This is a genomic window from Sulfitobacter albidus (assembly GCF_018200035.1).
In the GTDB taxonomy this organism is placed as follows: Bacteria; Pseudomonadota; Alphaproteobacteria; order Rhodobacterales; family Rhodobacteraceae; genus Sulfitobacter; species Sulfitobacter albidus.
Map to the genome: position 1 here is coordinate 1,823,140 of NZ_CP073581.1, position 23,509 is coordinate 1,846,648.

Below are 23,509 nucleotides of genomic sequence, written 5' to 3' on the forward strand. Positions count from 1 at the left end.
GGGGTCATCCTGCTCGCCTCCCCTCTATCGGGGGTCACGCGTCCGTTACCGGATGGCCCATTTTGCGGATCGCGTCAACGATCAGACCCAGTTTCATGCTCAAAGATCCCTTGGCGAGCACGCAATCTCCCGCATCGAGATCACGGCGCAGGGTGTCAATCAACTCAAAGGAGGTCTCGGCCCAGTGCCCGCGCTGGTGCTCGGGCAGCAGATCGTGCAGCGATTTCATCAAGGGGCCCACGCAATGGATCACGTCGAGGCGCTGCGTTGCTGGCAGATGCGCCAGCCCCGCGTGCAGGGCGACCGCATCGGGCCCTAGCTCCTTCATGTCGCCCAGATAGGCGATGCGCCGCCCCTTCCCGCGCCGCCCCACACCGTCGACCACCTGCGCCCCCGCCAACACCTCAAGCGAGGCCGCCATCGACGTAGGGTTCGCGTTATAGCTGTCGTCAATCAGCGAGAGCGCCAGCCCCGGCTCGGACGGGTCAAGCTGGATCACCTCGCGCACACCGCGCCCCTTGAACGGCGTCCAATTCCCCAGCGTCGTGACAGCCTGCGCCAGATCCGCGCCGATCGCATCGACAATCGCCAATGCGCCCAGCGCGTTCATCGCGAAATGCCGCCCCGGCGTGGCGAGTTTGAACAAAAGCGGCGCGCCCTGCGCCTGCGCCTGCACCACGGTGGTATCGCCCTGAATATCCACGGATGTCAGCCGGTATTCATAGCCGTTCTCGCCAAAGGCCAACCCGTTGAGCCGCTTGTCCACCGTCTTGGCCGCGAGGATCGCCGAGGTTTCCACATCCGCGTTGTAGACGGCGGGCGCGCCGATGGGCAGCGCGTCAAAAATACTCGCCTTCTCCAGCGCGATGCCGGTGATGTCGTCGAAGGCCTCCAGATGGGCGGCGGCGACGGTGGTGATCATCGCGGCGTGCGGTTGCGTCAGCGTGGTCAGTGGCAGGATCTCGCCGGGATGGTTCATCCCCATCTCGATCACGGCGTATTCCGTGTCCACGGGCATGCGCGCCAGCGTCAGCGGCACGCCCCAGTGATTGTTGTAGCTGGCGACGGAGGCATGCGTGCGGCCCTGCGCGCTCAGCACATCGCGCAGCATCTCCTTGGTCGAGGTCTTGCCGACCGATCCGGTGATGCCGATCACGGTGGCCTGCGTGCGCGCGCGGCCCGCCGCCCCCAACGCTTCCAAACCAGCCAGAACATCATCGACGATCAGCAGCGGCGCATCGGCGCTCACGCCTTCGGGCACGCGCGAGACCATCGCCGCACCCGCCCCCTTTTCCAACGCCTGGGCGACGAATTCATGCCCGTCGCGCACGTCCTTTAGGGCGACAAACAGATCGCCCGCCTGCAGCGTGCGCGTGTCGATCGATACCCCGTTGCAGGCCCACTCCCCCACCGCGCGCCCGCCGGTGGCCTGTGCCGCCTCGGCGGCTGTCCACAAACTCATGCCAATCTCCCGTCAAGGGCGGCCACCGCCACGCTCGCCTGTTCCACATCGTCAAAGGGCAGCGTGTCGTCGCCGACGATCTGCCCTGTCTCGTGCCCCTTGCCCGCAATAAGCAGCGCATCACCGGGGCCGAGCATATCCGCCCCGCGCAGGATCGCTTCGGCCCGGTCGCCCACTTCCACAGCACCCGGCGCGCCGGCCATGACAGCGGCGCGAATGGCGCCCGGCTCTTCCGAACGGGGGTTGTCGTCGGTCACGATCACATGATCGGCAAATTCCGCCGCCGCCTGCCCCATCAAGGGCCGCTTGCCCGCGTCGCGATCGCCGCCGGCACCCACGATGGCCACCAGATTGCCCATCACATGGGGCCGCATCGCCTTGAGCGCCGTGGCCACCGCGTCGGGCGTATGGGCGTAGTCAACAAACACCGCCGCACCATTGTCACGGGTCGCGGCCAGCTGCATACGGCCCCGTACCGTGCTCAGATGCGGGATCGTGTCGAACACATCCGCCGGATCACCGCCGCAGGCGATGACCAGCCCGCAGGCCAGCAGCACATTGTCGGCCTGAAACCCACCGATCAGCTCAAGCCGTTTCTGATAGGTCTTGCCGCGCCAATCGATGCGCAGATCCTGCCCCGTCGCGTCAAAGCGCTGCGCGCTCAGGTGCAGATCGCCGCCGTCGCGCCCCACGGTGATCACCTCGCACCCGCGCGCGCCGGCAATCGCGGCCATATCCACGCCCTTGGGATCGTCGATGTTGATGACCGCCACGCCGTCCTCGGGCAGCACGCGGGCGAATAGCCCGGCCTTGGCGTCAAAATACGCCTCGAAGGTCTCGTGGTAATCCAGATGGTCCTGCGTGAAATTCGTGAACCCCGCCGCCGTCAGCGTCACACCGTCCAACCTGCGCTGATCGAGCCCGTGGGAGGATGCCTCCATCGCCGCGTGGGTAATGCCGTGCCGTGCGGCCTTGGCCAGCGTGCGGTGCAGCGTGATCGGCTCCGGCGTGGTATGCGCCAATGGCGCCGTCCACGCGCCCTCGACACCCGTCGTGCCGAGATTGACGGCGGCCAGCCCCATCTCGATCCAGATTTGCCGCACGAAGGTCGACACGGAGGTCTTGCCGTTCGTGCCCGTCACCGCCGTCATGGTGCGGGGCTGGCCCGCGTACATCAGCGCCGCCGTGCGCGCCAGCGCCTCGCGCGGGTTGTCGGCCACCACCAACGCGGCACCGGCGGCGCGGATCTCATCGCCCGCGAGCTTGGCGCCCTCGCTATCGGTCAAAACCGCTACCGCGCCCAGCTCCAGCGCGCGGGCCACAAAACTGGCGCCATGCACCCGGCTGCCCGGCATCGCAGCAAAAAGACAGCCCGCGCGTACCCGACGGCTGTCGACCTCAAGACCCGACAGATGCGGATTCTCTCCCCCGCGGCCATCAACCCCAGAGAATTCAACGGGATGTCTGCGGGGGTCACCATGCGCGCGCCTTTTTGGCTTAGTTACTGCTGGTCAGCGTTATACCGTCTGCCTTGGGCGTTTCAATGGCCGGACGCATGCCCAGCAGGGGTGCCACCCGGCGGATCATCTCGGCGGCGATGGGCACCGCCGTCCAGCCCGCCGTGCGGCGCGGTTTGTCCGAGGATGTCTCGACCGGTTCATCCAGCGTCACCACCAGCACGTATTTGGGATCATGCGCGGGAAACATCGACGCAAATGTCGTGATCGTCTTGTCCTTGTAATAGCCTCCGCGTGGGCGCGGCTTGTCGGCTGTGCCGGTCTTGCCCGCCACGTGATAGCCGGGGACTTCGGCAAAACTCGCCGTACCATTCTTGCCAACCACCACGTCGCGCAGCATCTTGCGTGCATCCGCCGCCACCCGCTCGCGCATGACGCGCTTGCCCATGCGCGGGCCGTCCTGCTTGATCAGTGTAGGCTTGATCACCCGGCCCCCGTTGGCAATCGCGGCGTAGCCTGCGGCCAGATGCATCGCGGTGGTGGAAATCCCGTGGCCGTAGCTGATCGTGACCGCCGACAGATCGGTATAGCGGCTGGGCAGCAGGGGCTTGCCGCCCGATGCCTCGACAATCTCGAATGGCGTTCGCTCGAACAGGCCAAGCTCGCGCAGGAACTCCTGCTGCCGCTCCTTGCCGATCATCAGCGCCAGACGCCCGGTGCCCCGATTCGACGATTTCTCGATGATCTGGCTCACCGACAGCGTGCCGTAATTCTTGTTCTGGAACTCACCAATCCGGTGGCCGCCCACCTTCATCGGGCCCTTTGTGTCGATCATGGTGTTGGCATTGACCAGCCCCAGCTCCATCGCCTGTGCCGCGGCAAAGATCTTGAAGGTCGAGCCCAGCTCATACACCCCCTGCACCGAGCGGTTGAACAGCGGGCTGTCGGACGCATCCCCCTCCACCGCCGGGCGGGGCCGGTCGTTGGGATCGAAACTGGGCAGCGAGGCCACGCTGATGATCTCGCCCGTCTTGACGTCCATCAGGATCGAGGTCGCCCCCTTGGCGTTCATCAGCTTCATGCCGCCCTCAAGCACCCGCTCAGAGGCCGCCTGAACGCTCAGATCAAGGCTCAGCTGCAAGGGCTTGCCCGCATTGGCCGGATCGCGCAACGCCTCGTCAAAGTATTTCTCGACGCCCGCCACGCCGATCACCTCCGCCGCGCGCACCCCCTCGCGGCCAAAACTCGCCCCCCCATCACATGCGCGGCCAGCCGCCCGTTGGGATAAAGCCGCATGTCGCGCGGCGCAAACAAGAGCCCGGGATCACCGATATCGTGCACGGCCTGCATCTGCTCGGGGCTGATTTTCTTTTTTACCCACAGGAACTTGCGCTTGCCGGTGAAATCCTTGACCAGCCGCTCGATCTTGAGATCGGGAAAGATCTGCACCAGCTTTTGCGCCGATCCCATCGGATCGATCAACGAGGGCGGTTGCGCATACAGCGCGTGCGTGTCGAGGTTGGTTGCCAGGATCGCGCCGTTGCGGTCCACGATGTCCGCGCGGGTGTTCGAGATGATGGAGCCCGGCGCCTGCGCGCGCGGCTCTGCGGGCTCGGACACCGCCAAAAGCCCCATGCGCGCGCCCACCACGGCAAAGGCGCAAAAGAAAAACACCCCGAGGATCAGCAAACGCCCCTCGGCGCGCATCCGGTCGGCGTCGCGCATGTGCTCGTGGCGGATGCGGCGGTTTTCCATCTCGATGGCGTCGGGGTTCTCGCCCTTTGCGCGGGCCTGAAGGATGCGCGCCAGCGGGCGCAGCGGCGTGCGGATCATAGCGGATCCTCCGCGTTCATGGTGGAAACATCGACGCCGTTCTCGAATGTCAGTGGGGGCGGCGCGGGGAATTCGACCTCATCGACATAGCCGAATTGATCGGGATGCAGCGGCAACAGCTGGAGCCGCTCGAAATTGATCTGCGCCAGATCGCGCAGCCGCTCGGGGCGGTTCTGGAACGCCCATTCGGCGCGCAACACCGCCAGCCGCGCGTGCGCCGCGCGGATTTCGCGGTGCAGATCGTCCGTCTCCGACAGCGCCGCCTGGGTCGCGTAATTCTCGCGGTAGGCCCAGAAGGCCAGCCCGATGACACCCAGCGCCGTGAGCACGTAGAGGAATGATTTCATGTGCGATCTCCCTTGAGAACCGGCATGCCGATGGATTTTGCGTCGATCTCGCCCGCGGGCGCATCCGTGCGCGTGGCCACCCGCAGCTTGGCCGAGCGGGACCGTGGATTGACCGCCAGCTCGTCCGTGTCCGGCCCGATGGCCTTGCGTTTGTCGAGGGTGAATTGCGGCGGCGCGACGTCGGGTTGCGGGGCAAATCGGTTGGCATTGCCCCCCGCCCCCGCCCGCGCAGTCAGGAACCGTTTGACCATCCGGTCCTCGACCGAATGAAACGTCACCACCGCCAGCTGCCCGCCGGGCGCCAGCGCCCGCTCTGCCGCCATGAGGCCCGCAAAAAGCTCGCCGTATTCGTCGTTCACGGCGATGCGCAGCGCCTGAAAGGTACGTGTGGCCGGATGGCTCTGCCCCGGTTTGGCGCGCGGCAAACAGCCCTCGACCAGCTTGGCCAGCTCCAGCGTGCGGGTGATCGGCGCCTCGGCGCGCGCGCGCACGATGGCCTTGGCGATACGGCGGCTCGCGCGTTCCTCCCCGTAAAGATAAATGATGTCGGCCAGCGCCGCCTCGTCGAGATCGTTGACCAGATCGGCCGCCGACGGCCCCTCCTGGCTCATCCGCATGTCGAGCGGCCCGTCGCGCATGAAGGAAAACCCGCGCTCCGCCAGATCCAGCTGCATCGACGACACGCCAAGGTCCAACACCACCCCGTCGAGATCCTGCGCGTAGTCATCCATGCGCGAAAATACCCCGCGCTGCGGAATGATGCGGCCTGCGTAGTCGTCCAGCCACGCCTGCGCCATCTCGAACGCTAGCGGATCGCGGTCAACGGCGGTCACCCGTTCCGCACCCGCCTCGATCAGCCCACGGGTATAGCCCCCCGCGCCGAATGTGCCATCCAGCCAGTGCCCGCGCACGGGGGCGACGGCCTCCAGCAAGGGGCGTAGAAGAACGGGAATGTGGGGGTCGGATCCGGTGGCAGCCATATCCGTTTACCGCCCCGGCTGACTGTCGAGGAAGGCGAGCGGGTCAAAATCGTCGGGCAACTCGTCGAGCCACTCCTCCTCGCGCGCCTTCTCCTCGGTCTCGTAGGTCTCGGGCTTCCAGATCTGGAACGTGTCACCGGCAGCTATGAAAAACGCCTCGCCCGACAGGTCGATCTTCTGGCGCAGCTTGGCGGGCAGCACCAGCCGGCCGGTTTCATCGACAGTCGTGGGAAACGACTGGCCATGAAACAGGCGTTGCAGCATCTTGCGCTCCATCGAGCCGCGCGGCAGCGCGTCGATCTTGTCATCGACCTCGTCGATCGCGGCCATGGTATAGCATTCAAGGTAGTTGCGGCGGTGATCGCCGTAGACAATCACCAACTCGGGCGTGCCGCCGTTTTGATAGTTCGGGTCATTGGCTTCCAGCACACGCCGAAAAGAGGCCGGGATAGACACCCGCCCCTTCGTATCGACCTTGTGCTGGCTTTCGCCTCTGAACCTGCGGCTCACGTATCTGTCCCTTTTCTCACCCGCCCTGTGCCGGGCGTTGGATGTGAAAACGGCGGGTTGATCTGCTGCCACTGATCAACCCGCCGCTTAGCCCGCTTGAGCGGGAAGTCCGACTGCGCGCGCCACCTGGGGGATGTCTGCTCGCCCGCGCGCCGGATCTCGTTGTCTGATGAAATCGAGGTGCCTGTATGAAACCTGCTAGAGTTTATTGTTGCGTGGGGTCGTTTGGTGCCCCGTTGTCCCGTTCTCATCCGATGCACTAGGGATGCCATGGGAATTTGTGGGCGTCTACAATTTTTTTCAATTCTCTTGGGAGAACATGGGCCAAAGCGCAGCCCAAAGACCCTTTATCGACAAATCAGCAACAATCAAGAATCAGCAAATAGTGGCTTAAAAGGAATTGAAAACGACATCTTGTGCCTAAACCGCGCGCCACGATATTTCCCACGATTTCCCAGAAAATCTACGCTGATAAAATCATCACACACGATATTCCTACTTTGTTCTCACCGCCACGGCAGAAAGACCCCCGAATCCCGCCCGCACACCTCCGGAAACAGCGCGCGCGCTCTGCATGATTCCTCCCACCGCCCCCTTTCCCACGCTTGTCCCACGAATTCCCACCCCGCCTGCGCCGGGGCAGAACAGCCACAGTCCTGCGCGCTCCCGGCGCAATCTCCTTGAACGTCACTGGGTTTCTCGACAAAACTGGCGCACTGGCTGAAAGGTCGAGATATTGTCCAGCGCACTCAAACTGATCAGACATGCCCTCGGATTGCTCACGCAGCATCCGTTGCAGACGGTGCGGGTCGTGGCGCCCGGCCTCTTGCTGATGGTGGGCGTCGCGATCCTCGCGCTTGTCTTCGCGCCGGGGCTGCTGACACTGGACGCCGACAATCCCGACGTCAGCGCCCTGCCCGGCGGCGCGCTGGTGCTGATCGCGGCTTTTGTGCTGAGCTATGCGCTGATGGCCGTGCTTTGGCACCGCCATACCCTCCGCGCCAACCGCGCCCCCAAACCGATGAGCACGATGCTGATCGCGGGGTATCTGTGGCGCGTCAGCCTGCTGGCGGTGGTACAACTGCTCACCAGTCTCGCGCTGGTGCTGCCGCTCTCGGTCGCGGCGGCGAGCAATGCGGGCGGGGCCGCACCGCCGACGCTCCCCTCGATCCTGATCACGACCTTCGTGCTGCAACTCGTGGTGCTCTGGGTCTCGCTGCGGCTCAGCCTGATCCTGCCGGCCGCAGCGCTCGGCTACCCGATCCGCATGGTGCAAAGCTGGTATCTGACAGCGCGGCTGACCCGCACGCTCTGGGGCGTTTCGGCGGTGCTGGCGCTGATAAATACGCTGGCCACGGCAAGCCTCAACAGCTTTTGGGCGCCCACGGCCGGGCGCACGCTGGTTGTCGGGCTGCCGATCTACATCCTCGAAGGGCTGCTGATCTTCTCGATCCTCACCACCCTCTATGCACAGCTGATCCAGAAAAAGCGGCTCGCCGGGCTTTAGGCCATCCCGCCCTTGATCAACCCTTCGGCCATGCGCGCATAGGCCTGCGCCATCGGCCCGTCCCCGGCGGCCACGGGTGTGCCGCCATCGCCCGCCAGCCGCGTTTCCAGATCGATCGGCAGATGCCCCAGCAGCGGCACGCCCATGCGCTCCGCCTCCGCCGCGACGCCGCCCTGGCCAAAGATCTCGTGCTGGGCCCCGCAATCGGGGCAGACAAACATCGACATATTCTCGATCAGCCCCAGCACGGGTGTCTTGAGCGTGGCGAACATATCGAGCGCCTTGCGCGCATCGATCAGCGCCACGTCCTGCGGGGTCGAGACGACGATGGCGCCGGTCAGCTCCGATTTGGTGCACAGCGTCAGCTGCACGTCGCCGGTGCCGGGGGGCAGATCAACAAGCAGCACGTCCAGCTCGCCCCATTCCACCTGCCCCAGCATCTGTTGCAGCGCGCCCATCAGCATCGGCCCACGCCAGACAACGGCCTTGCCCTCTTCCATCATGAAACCGATCGACATCAGCGTGACGCCATGCGCCTTGAGCGGAATGATCGTCTTCCCGTCCGGGGAGCCGGGGCGCTTGTTGATCCCCATCATGCGCGGCTGGCTCGGCCCGTAGATGTCGGCATCCAGCAGACCGACCTTGCGCCCCTGCTTGGCCAAGGCGACGGCAAGGTTTGACGACACGGTGGATTTGCCCACGCCGCCCTTGCCCGACCCGATGGCGATGATGCGCTGCACCCCGCTGGGTTTGGTCGGGCCCGCCTGCGGCTTGGGGTGCCCGCCAATCTTCAGCGACGGCGGGGCGGCGGGTTTGGCCGCAGGGCCGTGCGCCGTCAGCGCCACATGCGCCTTTGCCACGCCGGGCAGCTCGGTGACGATACGCTCGGCGGCATCGCGGATCGCGCCCATTTGCGCGGCGACCTCCGCCGACGGCGCCTCGATCACGAACCGCACCACATCGCCCTCGACGGTGATCGCGCTGACCATGTCATGATCGATCAGGCTGCGCCCGTCTGGCAGCGCAATGCGTGACAAGGCGTCTGTGATATCGGATTTGCTCGGCGGCATAGAAGTCTCCTGTCTGTTATGCCTTCACATCGCAGATTAACCGCGATGCGCAAGCCCGTGCGCCAAAATGCCCGGTCGGAAATAGGTCTCCGCGACGACAGGTCAACAATACAACCCATGCGTTTGCTGCATGGCAGCATTGCAGACAAATTGATTGTGCGCCCGCAGAAACATTGGCTATAGTCTGTGTATGGAAACGATCCTCCCGAGAGTTTTCTTAAAATAGTCAGAACCCCTCACCTCCTCCCGAGGGCGACTGAACGCTAGGGCGACAACATCTTCCTCCTCCCTGATGTTGTCGCCCATTTTTTTACTCCACCCCCTTTCACCCCGGCACGCACCGAAAAATAAGTGACGTAAAGTCATGTAGTTATGCCATCCTCCCCTATGCAATCGGCGCATACCGGGGTTGTGCATTCGCAGGTTGTGGGCGCCCCCCGAACCCCTATTTCTAGTCCCAAGAGACAGACACACCGATCGAAAGAGAGAGCAAATGACCTACTACACTGACACCGCCGTTCGCACCGCCGCCCCTAGCCGCATCGCAGCATTCTGGGACGCCATCACACTGAAACTGCGCCAGCGCCGCGCCTACCGCCGCACCTTTAACGAGCTGTCGATGATGACAGCCCGCGATCTGGCCGATCTGGGCATGAGCCGCGCGGACTTCCGCCGCATCGCCCGCGAAGCGGCAGAAATGACAACCTAATTCGAGATACTGACGGGCCTTTCCCTCCCGATGGGTCCGTCAGTCACGGTGCAGGCCGCGTCCCGCCTCCCCGGAGACCCCTGCGCCGCATGGATGCCCATCCCCCTCTTCCTCCCGATGTGGGGGATGGCGCAGCCAGATAGAACGGCGGTCCCTTCCTCCCAAGGGGCCGCCGTTTCGTTATTCCGCCTCCAGCAGATCGCCGGGTTGGCATTCCAGCACCTCGCAGATCCGCGCAAGCGTCTCGAACCGCACGCCCTTGACCTTGCCGGATTTCAACAGGCTGATGTTCTGTTCGGTGATGCCCACGGCCTCCGCCAGATCCCTTGATTTCATCTTGCGCTGCGCCAGCATCACGTCGAGCCTGACCACGATCTGCATCAGACGAATTCCTCGTTCTCGCGGGCGATGCGGATCGCGTGCTGCATCACCAGCCCGAAAAAGAGGAACGCCAACCCGCTGAACCCCAGCGCAAGCTTGTCCACATCCATCCAAAGGCGCAGGGGCAAGGGGCCGTCGGCGTTGTGCCACGACCGGATCATCGGGCTCAGCGACCCGGCGACCAGCATCAGCACCGCCGACGCGATCGTCCCCCACCCCATCCATTGCAGCCGCCGCGCGATGCGTTCGTCAAAGACGATGCCCCGCCACAACAGCGTCAGCACCGAAAACGCGGCCAGATAGGCCAGCCATCCGATCAGGATCGGCAGCATCCAGACGACAAAAAAGGCGATCCGGGTGCCCATGGCGATCTGCGCGGTCGGATCCACCCAAGCATCGTCGCGTGTCCATGCAAAGGGATCGAGGAACGAGAGCTCCAGTAGCCACCCGAACTCCCGGATCGGGTAGTAGATCAGCATCGGCACCAAAACCACCATACCAACCAGCGACATGCGTTTGATCGCGCCCATGTGATTCATCCCTTCGGAATACAAATTTACTGTTCTACGATAAATTTTTCTTGCGCCAAGTCAATCTCGGTGGCTAACTAAAGACACCCTCGAAAGGATATCACCATGCGTTCCCTGCTCCTCTCCTCGCTTCTTGCCTGTTTGATCGCGCCGCTTCCCGTACTGGCCCAACCCACCGATTTTGGTCAGGGCACGCAGGTCGGGCGCGTTGAGGGTATCGGCCCGCTTACCCCGGAAATGGCCCGCGTCTACCGCAGCTTTCGCCGCGAGGCTCGGTATTTTGCGGCCATGGCCGTCAACATGGATTCCGGCGTCGCGTTTTGGATTCAGAACTTCCACGATGCAGGGCGCGCCCGCGCGGGGGCGCTTGAGGGATGTGATGTTATCTCCCTGCGCAAACCGGGCTGCGCGATCTACGCCGTCGCCATGCCCGAAAGCCTGCCCATCGCCCAATCACGTGCCACGGGCCTCAGCGAAGAGGCCGCCGACGCGCTGGCAACCGTCTACACCGAACGCCGCATCCCCGGCACCTATGCCGCCTTCGCGATCTCAGGCATCAGCCACTTCGGCTACGCCGACGCCGAGCTGACGGAGGCCGACGCCCGCGACACCGCCATCGCCTATTGCAACCGTGGCCTCGCCGCCGACATGGCCGAACTTGGCCCCGACGGGCGGCGGTTTGCCCGCGCGCGCGGCTGGGATAAATGCCGCGTCATCGACGTGCAATTCACCCCGCCCGCGAACTGACACGCGGGCGGCGCAAAATTGCCACCGGCGTCGGGCTACCTGTGGGGAAACAGGAGCCCGACCATGCGCTTTCCCGCCCTTGCGACACTCGCCCTGCTTGGCCTTGCCAGCACCGCCCTTGCCGATCCCACGGTTTACGGCACCGGGTCCGAGCCGTTTTATTTCGACACCTCCGGCGCCACGCCCGACCAGCGCGACGCGATCGAACGCAACAGCACGCAGAAATACTTTGGCGCGGTCTACATCGAACCGGGCGGCACCGCCTGGGGGTCCTACACCGGCGCCAACACCCTGTACGATGCCGCCGCCCTCGCGCGGATGATCTGCCTCAGCCACGCGCAAAGCGATACCTGCGTGCCCGCCCTCTTCGTCGCGCCCCCCGAATTGGGCACAGGCTCCCCGCCCCGCGACAGCCTGGGGCACGGCGCGGCACAGAAATACCGCACATATCAGGGGCGCAACGACGGCTGGCGCGCGTTTGCCGTATCGGGCAATCACGCGTTTGGCTGGGCCACACGCAAGGAAACGGCCGCGCAGGCCGTCGAATCCGCCCTGACCTATTGCCACCAAAGCAGTCTGAAATCCCTGCTCGACCTGCCGCAACGGGTGCGCGAGGAGGCGCGCCTGTCAGGTCACTACGATTGCCGCATCGCGGATCTGGATCCGCCAGCCGCCCTCGATCCGTCCTAGAACGGCACGTCATCCGCCGCCGACAGGAATTTCGCCACGACCTTCTTGTCACCGGCCTTTTCGAACGCGACCTCCAGCTTGTCGCCCTCGATCCCCTGGATCGTGCCATAGCCAAATTTCTGGTGAAACACCCGCTCCCCCATGGTGAAGCTGCTGCTGGCCGTCATGTCGATGGTCATGTTCTTGGCCTCGGCGGGCTGGCTCATCCCGCGCTGCCCGCTGCGCGCCTGCAGGCGCCGCCAGCCGGGCGAGTTGTAGACATTGGCGTTCGCCGCCTCCTCGTGCAGCGTGCTGGTGGGCATCGCCGCCCCAAATCCGCCACCATAGAGCCCCGGCGGCGTCAGTACGTCCACGTGATCCTCGGGCAGCTCGTCGATGAACCGCGACGGCATCGCCGATTGCCACTGCCCGAATATCCGCCGATTGGCGACAAAACTGATGGTACAAATCTCTTCCGCGCGCGTGATCCCCACGTAGGCCAGCCGCCGCTCTTCCTCCAGCCCCGCCTGCCCGCTTTCATCCATCGAGCGTTGCGAGGGAAACAGCCCATCCTCCCAGCCCGGCAGGAACACGGCCGGAAACTCCAGCCCCTTGGCGGCGTGCAGCGTCATGATGCTGACCTTCTCGCCGCCCTCTTCGGTCTCGTTGTCCATGATCAGGCTCACGTGTTCGAGGAAGCCTTGCAGGTTCTCGAATTGCTCCAGCGCCTTGACCAGTTCCTTGAGGTTTTCCAACCGGCCGGGCGCCTCGGGCGTCTTGTCGTTCTGCCAATGCCCGGTATAGCCGCTCTCGTCGAGGATGATCTCCGCCAGCTCCACGTGGCTCACGTCCGCGTCGCCCACCATGCGCGACCAGCGGTCGATCCCGTCAATGAGCAGCCGCAGCTGCGCGCCGCCCTTGCCGCCAATCCCCTGATGCGCCAGCAAAATCCGCGCGCCTTCCACCAGGTTGGTGCCATGTTCGCGCGCCGTGCGCTGGATCTTTTGCTGCGCCACATCGCCCAAACCCCGCTTGGGCGTGTTCACGATCCGCTCGAACGCCAGATCGTCGTCGGGGCTGGTGACGACGCGGAAATACGCCATCGCATCGCGGATCTCCAACCGCTCGTAGAATCGCGGCCCGCCGATTACCCGGTAGGGCAGACCGATCGTCAAAAACCGATCCTCAAAGCTACGCATCTGGTGGCTCGCGCGCACCAATATGGCCATGCTGTCGAGCCCGAAGGCCCGCAGCCCGCGGGTGCCACGCTGCATCGCCTCGATCTCCTCGCCGACCCAGCGCGCCTCCTCATCCCCGTCCCAATGCCCGATCAGGCGGACCTTTTCCCCCTGCTCGGCCTCGGTCCAAAGCGTCTTGCCCAGACGCCCCTTGTTGCCCGCGATCACGCCAGAGGCGGCGGCCAGGATATGCGGGGTCGAGCGGTAGTTCTGCTCCAACCGCACCACATGCGCGCCGGGAAAATCCTTTTCAAACCGCAGGATATTGCCCACCTCGGCCCCGCGCCAGCCATAGATCGACTGATCGTCGTCGCCCACGCAACAGATATTCTTGTGCCCGCCCGCCAACAGCCGCAGCCACAGGTACTGCGCGACGTTGGTATCCTGATACTCGTCCACCAGAATATAGCGGAACCAGCGCTGGTACTGCGCCAGCACGTCCTCGTGGGTCTGGAATATCGTGACCATATGCAACAGCAGATCGCCAAAATCGCAGGCGTTCAGATCCTTCAGCCGCTGCTGATACTGCGCGTAGATCTCCACGCCCTTGTGGTTATACGCCCCTGCATCGGCGGCAGGCACCTTGTCGGGCAACAAAGCGCGGTTCTTCCAATCATCGATGATCCCCGACAGCATCCGCGCGGGCCAACGTTTGTCGTCAATGCCCTCGGCGGCCACCAGCTGTTTCAAGAGCCGCAGCTGATCGTCGGTATCCAGTATGGTGAAGTTCGACTTCAACCCCACCAGCTCCGCGTGCCGCCTCAAAAGCTTCACACAGATCGCGTGGAACGTACCCAGCCAGGGCATCCCCTCGATCTGCTGGCCCAACATGCTGCCCACACGGTTCTTCATCTCCCGCGCGGCTTTGTTGGTGAACGTCACCGCCAATATCTCATTGGGCCGCGCGCGCCCCTGCTGCATCAGATGCACGATCCGCGCGGTCAGCGCGCGGGTCTTGCCCGTGCCCGCCCCCGCAAGCATCAACACAGGGCCCTCCAACTGCTCCACCGCCGCGCGCTGCGCGGGGTTAAGCCCGTCAAGGTAGGGCTGCGGCCGCGCAGCCATGGCCCGCGCGCTCAGCGATGCGCTTTCAAAAGCGTCGGATTCGTCGAAACTGCTCATGGCGCAAAAGCTAGCGCCCCCGGCAGCAAAAGAAAAGCGCGTTCGCCAATTGTTCTCCACCTGCACCGCCGCCCGCAAATGGGCCGTGCCCCCGCCTCATTGTGCCAAAAATACGCACATCCCGCCCCCGCCACACAGAGCAACCCTAGACAGCGCCGCACGCCTGCCCCCAAATGCGCCTATGGACCTGCACGCAAAATACCCCGCCATCGCCGATCTGCGCGCCCGCGCGCGCCGCCGGATCCCGCCGTTCGTGTGGGAATACCTCGACAGCGGCACGGGGGCCGAAGCCACCAAGGCGCGCAACCGCTCGGCCCTTGACCGTATCGGCATGATGCCCTCGGTGCTGCACGGCGAATTCACCCCCGATCTCTCGACCACCCTGATGGGCCGCGACTATCCCCTCCCCTTCGGCATCGCGCCCATCGGCATGTCGGGTCTGATGTGGCCCGATGCCGAAGGGCATCTGTCCCGCGCCGCCCGCGCCGCAGCACTCCCTTACGCCATCTCCACCGTCGCCACGCAAAGCCCCGAGGACATCGCCCCGCATCTGCCCGACACCGCGTGGTTCCAGATGTATCCGCCGCGCGACGAGGCGATCCGCCGCGACATGCTGGACCGCGCGCGCGCCGCAGGGTTCAGCGCGCTCATCCTCACCGTCGATGTGCCCGTCGCGAGCCGCCGTGAACGGCAGGTCCGCTCGGGGCTGACCAATCCCCCGCGCCTCACCCCGCGGCTGCTGGCGCAGGTCGCCACCCGGCCCGCCTGGGCCGCGGGCATGGCGAAACGCGGGATGCCGCATATGCGTGGCCTCGATAAATACGCCAATGCGGCGACGCAGGGGCTCTCGCCCACGGCGCATGTGGGGTATCTTTTGCGCACCGCGCCCGATTGGTCCTATGTCGATGCGCTGCGCGCCGAATGGGAGGGCGATTTCATCGTCAAGGGCGTGCTGCGCGGCGAGGACGCGAGCCGGTTGACCGATCAGGGCGTCGATGCGATCTGGGTGTCGAACCACGCAGGCCGCCAGTTCGACGGCGCCCCCGCCAGTATCGAGGCGCTGCCGGAGGTGCGCGCCGCTACCGATCTGCCGCTGATCTTCGACAGCGGGATCGAAGGCGGGCTCGACATCCTGCGCGCGCTGGCGCTGGGAGCGGATTTTGTCATGCTGGGGCGCGCGTTCCATTACGCGCTCGGCGCCTTGGGCGCCGGCGGCCCCGCGCATCTGATCGACATTCTGCGCAAGGATCTGGTGGCCAACATGGGCCAGCTCGGCGCGCGCACCCTCTCGGATCTGCCGCCGACGCTCCCGCTCAGCGCTTACTGAGCACGCACGCTCACCTCCCCGTCGACAAAACGCAGACTGCTGTCGCCGGGCGGGAACGGACGGCCATCGGCGCCCAGAGAGCTGATGACGTAATCCTCGCCATCCTCGAAATAGAACGCACAGACCTTGCCGCCGAATTGCTCGATCAACAGGTTCGTCGCCTCGCGCAGGAAGTCCCCCATGCCATCGCTGTCCGACGCCGTCAGATCGCCGGGGGTGATGCAGGTGCCGCCGTTCTCGATCCGGCCCCGGCTCGTCAGGGTCACCCGTTCGATCTCGCCCGAAAGGCCCCGCACGGCGCCGGTCTCGACCGCGACCACGCGGTTGCCCGACACCCGCGCCTTGATCAGCGAGGCGCAGCTGTTGTCGGAGGCACGGTAGTCCACGCAGCCCGTCTTGCCCCCGTGCACCGCCAGCAGGCTGCGCACGTCCACCTGCGCGCCCTTCTCCAGTTCCTTGATCGCAAAGGGATCGGTGGGGGCACAGGCGGCGATCAGCAGCGCGGCGCCCAGACTTGCGGCAATCGTCAGGGGGCGGTGAAACATTGGGCACTCCTTGGAAAATCCTGCCGCAGCGTAGCCCTGGCGCCCCCCGACAATCAAGCACGCAGGCGTTGGGGGATGGACACCACCGCGCGGGCCACTACGCTTCTACCCAGTCCCCCGGATTGCGGCGCCCGCGCCTTTGCGCGTAAAGATGCCGCAGAACTCACAGCAGATAGGCCCCGACATGCCCGAATTTCGCAAGATCCTCATCGCCAACCGCGGCGAGATCGCAATCCGTATCATGCGCGCCGCCAACGAGATGGGAAAGAAAACGGTCGCCGTCTTTGCCGAAGAGGACAAGCTGGGCCTGCACCGTTTCAAAGCCGATGAAGCCTACCGCATCGGCAAGGGTCTGGGGCCCGTCGCCGCCTACCTGAGCATTGACGAGATGATCCGCGTGGCCAAGGCGTCGGGCGCCGACGCGATCCACCCCGGCTACGGCCTGCTGTCCGAAAACCCCGATTTCGTGGACGCCTGTGCGCAAAACGGCATCACCTTCATCGGCCCCAAGGCCGAAACCATGCGCGCGCTTGGCGACAAGGCATCGGCGCGGCGCGTCGCGATCGAGGCCGGTGTGCCGGTGATCCCGGCGACCGAGGTGCTGGGCGACGACATGAAAGCCATCCGCAAAGAGGCGACCGAGGTCGGCTACCCCCTGATGCTCAAGGCCAGCTGGGGCGGCGGCGGGCGCGGTATGCGCCCGATCAATTCCGAGGACGAGCTCGAAGAGAAAGTGCTCGAAGGGCGCCGCGAGGCCGAGGCCGCCTTTGGCAACGGCGAGGGCTATCTGGAAAAGATGATCCTGCGCGCCCGCCACGTCGAGGTGCAGATCCTTGGCGACACCCACGGCGAAATCTACCATCTTTACGAGCGGGACTGCTCCGTGCAGCGCCGCAACCAAAAGGTGGTTGAGCGCGCCCCCGCCCCCTACCTGACCGAGGCGCAGCGCGCCCACGTCTGCGAGCTGGGCCGCAAGATCTGCGCCCACGTGAACTATGAATGCGCGGGCACCGTCGAATTCCTCATGGATATGGAGACGGAGGAGTTCTACTTCATCGAGGTGAACCCCCGCGTGCAGGTCGAACACACCGTCACCGAAGAGGTCACCGGCATCGACATCGTGCGCGCCCAGATCCTGATTGCCGAAGGCAAGAGCATCGCCGACGCGACCGGCAAGGCCTCCCAGGACGACGTGCAGCTGTCGGGCCACGCTCTGCAAACGCGCATCACCACCGAGGATCCGCTCAACAACTTCATCCCCGACTACGGCCGCATCACCGCCTTCCGCGAAGCAACCGGCATGGGCATCCGCCTTGACGGCGGCACGGCGTATTCGGGCGGGGTCATCACGCGCTACTACGACAGCCTGCTGGTCAAGGTCACCGCCAAGGCGCAAACCCCCGAACAGGCCATCGCCCGCATGGATAGAGCCTTACGCGAATTCCGCATCCGGGGCGTTTCGACCAACATCGCCTTTGTCGAGAACCTGCTCAAGCATCCCACGTTCCTCGACAACACCTACCACACCAAATTCATCGACCAGACGCCCGAGCTTTTCACCTTCGAGGCGCGGCGCGACCGGGGCACCAAGGTGCTGACCTACATCGCGGACATCTCCGTCAACGGCCACCCGGAGACCAAGGACAAACCGATCCCCGCCCGCGCCGCCCGCCTGCCCCAACCGCCCGAGCTGCGCGCGGAGCCGCAGATGGGCACGCGCAACCTTCTGGAGCAGAAGGGCCCGCAGGCCGTGGCCGACTGGATGGGCCAGCAGCGCCAACTGCTCATCACCGACACCACCATGCGCGACGGCCATCAATCGCTTCTGGCGACTCGGATGCGCAGCCACGACATGATCAAGGTCGCACCGGCCTACGCCGCCAACCTGCCCACGCTCTTTTCGATGGAGTGCTGGGGCGGGGCGACCTTCGACGTGGCTTACCGGTTCCTGCAGGAATGCCCGTGGCAGCGCCTGCGCGATCTGCGCGAGGCGATGCCGAACATTATGACGCAAATGCTGCTGCGGGCCTCCAACGGCGTGGGCTATACCAACTACCCCGACAACGTCGTGCAGCATTTCGTCGCCACCGCCGCCGACACCGGCGTGGACGTGTTCCGCGTCTTCGACAGCCTCAACTGGGTGGAAAACATGCGCGTCGCCATGGACGCCGTGCAAGAGGCGGGCAAGGTCTGCGAAGGCACGATCTGCTATACCGGCGACATCTTTGATCCCGACCGCGCGAAATATGATCTCAAATACTACGTCCAGATGGGCAAGGATCTGAAGGCCGCAGGCGCGCACGTGCTGGGCCTCAAGGATATGGCGGGCCTTTTGAAACCGGCACAGGCGCGCAAGCTGGTCACCGCGCTCAAATCCGAGGTCGGCCTGCCCATCCACTTCCACACCCACGATACCGCCGGCATCGCCTGCGCCACGATCCTCGCGGCCAGTGAGGCCGGCGTCGACGCCGTCGATTGCGCGATGGACGCGTTTTCGGGCAACACCTCACAGGCCACACTCGGCTCGGTGGTCGAGGCCTTGCGCCACACCGACCGCGACACCGGGCTCGACATGACCGCCGTGCGCGAAATCTCGGACTACTGGGAAGAGGTCCGCCACCAATACGCGGCGTTCGAGACCGGGATGCAGGCGCCCTCGTCCGAAGTCTATCTGCACGAGATGCCCGGTGGGCAATTCACCAACCTCAAGGCACAAGCCTCCTCTCTCGGCCTCGATGAACGCTGGCCCGAGGTCGCGCGCACCTACCACGACGTGAACCTGATGTTCGGCGACATCGTCAAAGTCACGCCAAGCTCCAAGGTCGTGGGCGACATGGCCCTGATGATGGTGTCGCAGGGTCTCACCCGCGCGCAGGTCGAAGACCCCAAGACCGATGTCAGCTTCCCGGAGTCGGTGATCGACATGATGCGCGGCAATCTCGGCCAGCCGCCCGGCGGCTTCCCAGACGCCATCGTGAAAAAGATCCTCAAGGGCGAGGCGCCCAACACCGACCGCCCCGGCGCCCATTTGCCGCCCGTCGATTTCGACGCCCTGCGCGCGGAGCTGCGCGACAAGACCGGACAGGCCGAGATCGACGACGAGGATCTGGCAGGCTACCTGATGTACCCCAAGGTCTATCTGGATTACACCGACCGCCACGCGCTCTACGGTCCCGTGCGTACCCTGCCCACGCCCACGTTCTTTTACGGGATGGAGCCGGGCGACGAGATCACCGCCGAAATCGACCCCGGCAAGACGCTGGAAATCCGCCTGCAAGCCATCGGCGACACCAATGAGGACGGCGAGGTCAAGGTGTTCTTTGAACTCAACGGTCAGCCCCGCGTGATCCGCGTACCCAACCGTCTGGTCAAAGCCACCACCGCGCAGCGCCCCAAGGCCGAGCTGGGCAACGATGCCCACATCGGCGCCCCGATGCCCGGCGTCGTTGCCACCATCGCCGTGGCGGCGGGCCAGCAGGTCAAACAGGGCGATCTGCTGCTCACCATCGAGGCGATGAAGATGGAAACCGGCCTGCACGCCGAACGCGACGCCACCGTCAAAGCCGTGCACGTCACCACCGGCGGCCAGATCGACGCCAAGGATCTGCTGGTCGAACTGGAATAAACCGACGGGCCGGGGGATAGCCCTCCGGCCCCCGGCCCCTCCAAAACCACAAACCACGGCGCGGCGCCCGGCGGCGGCCCCGCGCATCGCCGGGCTCTAACGCGCGCGATTGGGGCTACCGGTGCGCCCGCCACCTGCTAGGCTGCGCGTACCCTCACCCCCCGGATCGGAGCCGCCATGTCCCTCACCCTCACCGCCCTCTACGCCGCGCTGCTGACGCTGCTGTATCTGTCGCTCGTGGTGCGGGTGATCCGCTACCGGCGGGCGCATCTGATCTCGCTCGGCGATACCGGCGACAAGGCGCTGTTGAAACGCATCCGCGTGCAGGCGAATGCCGCCGAATACATCCCCCTCGGCATCGTGCTGATTGCGCTGGCCGAAGCACAGGGCGCGCCGGGTTTTGTGGTGCACGCGATGGGTGTCTCGCTGCTCGCCGGGCGCGCGATGCACGCCTTTGGCATGTCGCAAACCCCGCAGGTGATGAAGTGGCGGGTGGGCGGCATGGCGCTGACGCTGCTGATGCTGGGTCTCTCGGCGCTGGGTCTGCTGGGTCACGCGCTCATCTGACCGGCGGTGCACGCGCGGTGCACGCTCTGTGCACACTGTGTGACTCGCCCATTTTGCCTCTCGATCCCCTGCCCCGGAAAAAATCGCGCATGGCGCGGAATTTCCTCTTGCGGCGCCCGGACGGGGCGGCTAAATCACCCCCACTAACGGATGCGGGCGTAGCTCAGGGGTAGAGCATAACCTTGCCAAGGTTAGGGTCGGGCGTTCGAATCGCCTCGCCCGCTCCAAATAAACCGAACCCCACGGTTTTGCTGACAAGGTCGCCTTCGGGCGGCCTTTTCGCGTTTTGGGGCCTTGCCCGACGCGCCGCCGCCGCCTAGAACGAACGACGAACGCACCCCCTGCAGCACAGACGCCATTGCGCTTGGTCGCCACAAGGGGTTGTATGGGGAAAACGGGGGCACACGACATGCTGACATCGGTAGAGCTTTGCGCGGGTGCGGGCGGTCAGGCGCTGGGGCTTGAGGCCGCCGGATTTCATCACCGCGCCCTGGTCGAGATCGACAAACATTGCTGCGCCACCCTGCGTCACAACCGCCCCGCGTGGCATGTGCTGGAACAGGACGTGCGCGATTTCAAGGAAACCGCAGGCGATTATACCGGCATGGATCTGCTGGCCGGTGGTCTGCCCTGCCCGCCTTTTTCCGTTGCGGGCAAACAACTTGGCGAGCAGGATGAGCGCAACCTTTTCAACGATGCAATCGACATCATCGACGCCGCCCGCCCCCGCGCGGTGATGATCGAGAACGTGCGCGGCTTTCTCGACGCGGTCTTCCACGATTACCGCGAGCGGTTGAAGACCCAGCTGGGCAAACTGGGGTATACGACCGACTGGCGCCTGCTGAACGCCTCGGACTACGGCGTGCCGCAACTGCGCCCGCGCGTGGTGATCGTGGCCGTGGAAAACGCCCGTGCCGCGCATTTCGACTGGCCCGAACCCAACCCCCACAACCCGCCAACGGTGGGCGACACCCTGCGCGATCTGATGGCCGCGCGCGGCTGGCGCGGGGCCGATGACTGGGCCGACAAGGCGGATGAGATCGCGCCCACCATCGTCGGCGGATCCAAGAAACACGGCGGCCCCGATCTGGGCCCCACCCGCGCACGCAAGGCCTGGGCCACGCTGGGTGTCGAGGGGCGCACCATCGCGCCCGAAGCACCCGATCCGGGCCACAACGGCATGCCGCGCCTGACCGTGCCCATGGTCGCCCGGATCCAGGGCTTTCCGGACGATTGGCATTTTACCGGTGCCAAAACAAATGCTTACCGTCAGGTCGGCAATGCCTTCCCACCCCCCGTCGCCTGCGCCGTGGGCACCCAGATCGCCCGCACCCTGCGCAAGCGCGTGCTGCATCCCGTTCGCGCCTGACGCGGGCCGCGCCGATGAAGCGCACCCTGCCCGACAGCCGCATCACCCCCGGCCATCCCGACCACGACCGTCTGAGCGCGATCGCCGCCGAGATCACCGCCCGCGCGGGCGGCCCCGACAGGCTCGCCGCCGACTTTCCCGCGATGCTGCGCGGCTGCATCGACGATGTGATCATGACGGCCAAGACCGGGCGCCGCGCCTACGAAGAGCTTGAGAAGACGGAGAAAACCTATATCGGGACGCGGGTCGAGATCGAGCTGCGCGCGCTGCTGAACCTGCCCCGCTCCACGCTTGATACGGCGATCCTGGGTCAGGACGTCGACATCAAGAACACGATGGGCAGCAATTGGATGATCCCGACGGAGGCCGTGGATCACCCCTGTATCCTCGTGGCGGCGGATGAAGCGCGCGCCCTGTGCTATCTGGGGCTAATCGTGGCGCGGCCCGAATACCTGACCGCCGGGCAAAACAAGGACGCCAAGAAATCCGTTTCCGCCGAAGGGTTTGCCCACATCCTCTGGCTGCTCTGCGCGCATCCCTATCCGCCGAATTTCTGGCGCACTGTCGATCCGGCGGCGGTGCTGCGCATCTTCGAGGGTCGATCCGGCAATGCCCGCATGGCCGCGCTTTTTCGCGAGGTTCAGGGGCGTCCCATCGGGCGCGACGTCGTGCAGGCGGTGGCGCAACAGCATGATTTCATGCGCCGCATCCGCTCTGACAAGGGGCGCGGCACCCGCGATATTCTGGCGCGCGAAGGCATCGCGTTGCTGTCGGGCCAATACGACGCGCCGCTGATCTCGGCGCTGGGGCTTGCGCCGTGCACCGGCAGCGAATTCATCGCGCACACCCCAATGACACCGCAGGCGCGCGCGCGGGTCTGGCCCGACGGGCCGCTCAGTTGATCGGAAAGCGCTTCAGGCAGCCCGGCGCGTTGCGCTGGTAATCGCTGAGCGTGTCATCCACGCTGCGCCGGTCGCGCATCACTTCCATCGCGCGTTTCTTGCTGACCCAGGGGCCAGAGACATGGCGTTCGAGGATGAGCACGCTGATCCCCAACAGCACGTCTTTTTCCGCATCCGCCATCAGCCCGGCGCGGTTGAGGGTTATGCCGGTGAAGGCCATCATATTGGCGCAGCGCAGGGCCGATGCCTCGCGCCCCTCGTAGGTGCGCGTGGCGACCTCCGCCTGCGCGATTGCGGGGCCAGAGAGAAGGAGCACAACAGCGCCCAGCGCCGCACGGCGCATCAGAACACCTTGAACGTCATGGTGGTCAGGGATCGCTCGATCCCCTCGATGTCGAGCAGATTGTCGTTGATATAGACGCCCACGTCCTGATCCGCGGGGATGTAGACCTTCATCAGCAGATCGAAATCGCCGGAGGTCGAATACAGCTCTGAATGAAATTCGCGCAGGGCAATCGCCTCGGCCACGCGGTAGGTTGTGCCGGGGCGACAACGGATCTGGATAAAGACACAGGTGGACATGGGGCGGCTGGCTCCGATCAGAGGATGCGG

At 65.1% G+C, this 23,509-nt stretch carries 20 protein-coding genes, 1 tRNA gene and 2 pseudogenes; 10 read left to right on the plus strand and 13 right to left on the minus strand.

Annotated features, from left to right (window positions below):
• Positions 1–34 precede the first annotated feature (34 nt).
• The 6 genes and pseudogenes from KDD17_RS08745 to mraZ all read right to left on the minus strand — a co-directional run bounded on the left by KDD17_RS08745 (position 35) and on the right by mraZ (position 6,589).
• A complete protein-coding gene (locus KDD17_RS08745) occupies positions 35–1,462 on the minus strand; it encodes a UDP-N-acetylmuramoyl-tripeptide--D-alanyl-D-alanine ligase (RefSeq protein WP_212703325.1) in 1,428 nt (475 codons plus the stop codon).
• Positions 1,459–2,900 (minus strand): annotated as a pseudogene (locus KDD17_RS08750) (UDP-N-acetylmuramoyl-L-alanyl-D-glutamate--2,6-diaminopimelate ligase); the annotation flags it as partial. The gene KDD17_RS08745 and the pseudogene KDD17_RS08750, both read right to left, overlap by 4 nt.
• Positions 2,901–2,959: 59 nt before the next feature.
• Positions 2,960–4,752 (minus strand): annotated as a pseudogene (locus KDD17_RS08755) (peptidoglycan D,D-transpeptidase FtsI family protein).
• On the minus strand, positions 4,749–5,099 hold the full coding sequence (gene ftsL / locus KDD17_RS08760; RefSeq protein ID WP_212703326.1) for a cell division protein FtsL: 351 nt from the start codon (positions 5,097–5,099) through the stop codon (positions 4,749–4,751). Before ftsL ends, KDD17_RS08755 begins: the two are co-directional and overlap by 4 nt.
• Complete coding sequence (gene rsmH, locus KDD17_RS08765; RefSeq protein WP_212703327.1) at positions 5,096–6,079, minus strand: 16S rRNA (cytosine(1402)-N(4))-methyltransferase RsmH; 984 nt, start codon at positions 6,077–6,079, stop codon at positions 5,096–5,098. The genes ftsL and rsmH overlap by 4 nt, the downstream gene beginning before the upstream one ends.
• Positions 6,080–6,085: 6 nt before the next feature.
• Positions 6,086–6,589, minus strand: coding sequence for a division/cell wall cluster transcriptional repressor MraZ (mraZ, locus tag KDD17_RS08770; protein WP_212703328.1), 504 nt, complete (start codon positions 6,587–6,589; stop codon positions 6,086–6,088).
• Between the two features lie 736 nt (positions 6,590–7,325).
• On the opposite strand from mraZ, the gene KDD17_RS08775 reads away from it, so the two are divergent.
• Positions 7,326–8,096 carry a hypothetical protein gene (locus tag KDD17_RS08775; protein ID WP_212703329.1) on the plus strand — a complete coding sequence of 257 codons (771 nt, stop codon included), beginning with the start codon at positions 7,326–7,328 and terminating at the stop codon, positions 8,094–8,096.
• On the opposite strand, the gene KDD17_RS08780 is transcribed toward KDD17_RS08775, so the two are convergent.
• Positions 8,093–9,166 (minus strand): Mrp/NBP35 family ATP-binding protein, encoded by a 1,074-nt coding sequence (locus tag KDD17_RS08780; protein ID WP_212703330.1) that lies wholly within the window; start codon positions 9,164–9,166, stop codon positions 8,093–8,095. The genes KDD17_RS08775 and KDD17_RS08780 overlap by 4 nt on opposite strands.
• 493 nt (positions 9,167–9,659) lie before the next feature.
• Here KDD17_RS08780 and KDD17_RS08785 point away from each other — a divergent pair, with 493 nt between their 5' ends.
• Positions 9,660–9,875: a DUF1127 domain-containing protein gene (locus KDD17_RS08785; protein WP_212703331.1), complete on the plus strand. Its 216-nt coding sequence runs from the start codon at positions 9,660–9,662 to the stop codon at positions 9,873–9,875.
• A 180-nt stretch (positions 9,876–10,055) separates the two neighbouring features.
• On the opposite strand, the gene KDD17_RS08790 is transcribed toward KDD17_RS08785, so the two are convergent.
• Positions 10,056–10,256 (minus strand): helix-turn-helix domain-containing protein, encoded by a 201-nt coding sequence (locus KDD17_RS08790; protein WP_212703332.1) that lies wholly within the window; start codon positions 10,254–10,256, stop codon positions 10,056–10,058.
• Positions 10,256–10,786, minus strand: coding sequence for a DUF2975 domain-containing protein (locus KDD17_RS08795; RefSeq protein ID WP_212703333.1), 531 nt, complete (start codon positions 10,784–10,786; stop codon positions 10,256–10,258). The genes KDD17_RS08790 and KDD17_RS08795 overlap by 1 nt, the downstream gene beginning before the upstream one ends.
• Before the next feature lie 105 nt (positions 10,787–10,891).
• Here KDD17_RS08795 and KDD17_RS08800 point away from each other — a divergent pair, with 105 nt between their 5' ends.
• Positions 10,892–11,533 carry a hypothetical protein gene (locus KDD17_RS08800; RefSeq protein ID WP_212703334.1) on the plus strand — a complete coding sequence of 214 codons (642 nt, stop codon included), beginning with the start codon at positions 10,892–10,894 and terminating at the stop codon, positions 11,531–11,533.
• Between the two features lie 63 nt (positions 11,534–11,596).
• The gene (locus KDD17_RS08805; protein ID WP_212703335.1) at positions 11,597–12,223 is read left to right on the plus strand and encodes a hypothetical protein; all 627 of its coding nucleotides are present in this window, start codon (positions 11,597–11,599) and stop codon (positions 12,221–12,223) included.
• On the opposite strand, the gene KDD17_RS08810 is transcribed toward KDD17_RS08805, so the two are convergent.
• Entirely contained in the window at positions 12,220–14,562 is a 2,343-nt protein-coding gene (locus KDD17_RS08810) for an ATP-dependent helicase (protein WP_212703336.1), read from the minus strand. The genes KDD17_RS08805 and KDD17_RS08810 overlap by 4 nt on opposite strands.
• A gap of 181 nt (positions 14,563–14,743) precedes the next feature.
• Between KDD17_RS08810 and KDD17_RS08815 the strand changes: the two genes are divergently transcribed.
• Positions 14,744–15,889, plus strand: a complete 1,146-nt coding sequence (locus KDD17_RS08815; protein ID WP_212703337.1) for an alpha-hydroxy acid oxidase — start codon at positions 14,744–14,746, stop codon at positions 15,887–15,889.
• Here KDD17_RS08815 and KDD17_RS08820 read toward each other — a convergent pair.
• Positions 15,883–16,434, minus strand: coding sequence for a hypothetical protein (locus KDD17_RS08820; RefSeq protein WP_212703338.1), 552 nt, complete (start codon positions 16,432–16,434; stop codon positions 15,883–15,885). The two genes, KDD17_RS08815 and KDD17_RS08820, sit on opposite strands and share 7 nt — an antisense overlap.
• Positions 16,435–16,618: 184 nt before the next feature.
• On the opposite strand from KDD17_RS08820, the gene KDD17_RS08825 reads away from it, so the two are divergent.
• The 5 genes from KDD17_RS08825 to KDD17_RS08845 all read left to right on the plus strand — a co-directional run bounded on the left by KDD17_RS08825 (position 16,619) and on the right by KDD17_RS08845 (position 22,897).
• Positions 16,619–20,059, plus strand: a complete 3,441-nt coding sequence (locus KDD17_RS08825) for a pyruvate carboxylase (protein ID WP_212703339.1) — start codon at positions 16,619–16,621, stop codon at positions 20,057–20,059.
• A gap of 177 nt (positions 20,060–20,236) precedes the next feature.
• Complete coding sequence (locus tag KDD17_RS08830) at positions 20,237–20,626, plus strand: MAPEG family protein (RefSeq protein WP_212703340.1); 390 nt, start codon at positions 20,237–20,239, stop codon at positions 20,624–20,626.
• A gap of 152 nt (positions 20,627–20,778) precedes the next feature.
• Positions 20,779–20,853: transfer RNA gene (locus tag KDD17_RS08835), tRNA-Gly, on the plus strand.
• A gap of 182 nt (positions 20,854–21,035) precedes the next feature.
• Positions 21,036–21,995, plus strand: coding sequence for a DNA cytosine methyltransferase (locus KDD17_RS08840; protein WP_212703341.1), 960 nt, complete (start codon positions 21,036–21,038; stop codon positions 21,993–21,995).
• Positions 21,996–22,009: 14 nt separating this feature from the next.
• A complete protein-coding gene (locus tag KDD17_RS08845) occupies positions 22,010–22,897 on the plus strand; it encodes a NaeI family type II restriction endonuclease (RefSeq protein WP_212703342.1) in 888 nt (295 codons plus the stop codon).
• Here the strand turns inward: KDD17_RS08845 and KDD17_RS08850 are convergent.
• A complete protein-coding gene (locus KDD17_RS08850; RefSeq protein ID WP_212703343.1) occupies positions 22,890–23,240 on the minus strand; it encodes a hypothetical protein in 351 nt (116 codons plus the stop codon). The genes KDD17_RS08845 and KDD17_RS08850 overlap by 8 nt on opposite strands.
• On the minus strand, positions 23,240–23,479 hold the full coding sequence (locus tag KDD17_RS08855) for an Lrp/AsnC ligand binding domain-containing protein (protein ID WP_212703344.1): 240 nt from the start codon (positions 23,477–23,479) through the stop codon (positions 23,240–23,242). Before KDD17_RS08855 ends, KDD17_RS08850 begins: the two co-directional genes overlap by 1 nt.
• Positions 23,480–23,509 lie beyond the last annotated feature (30 nt).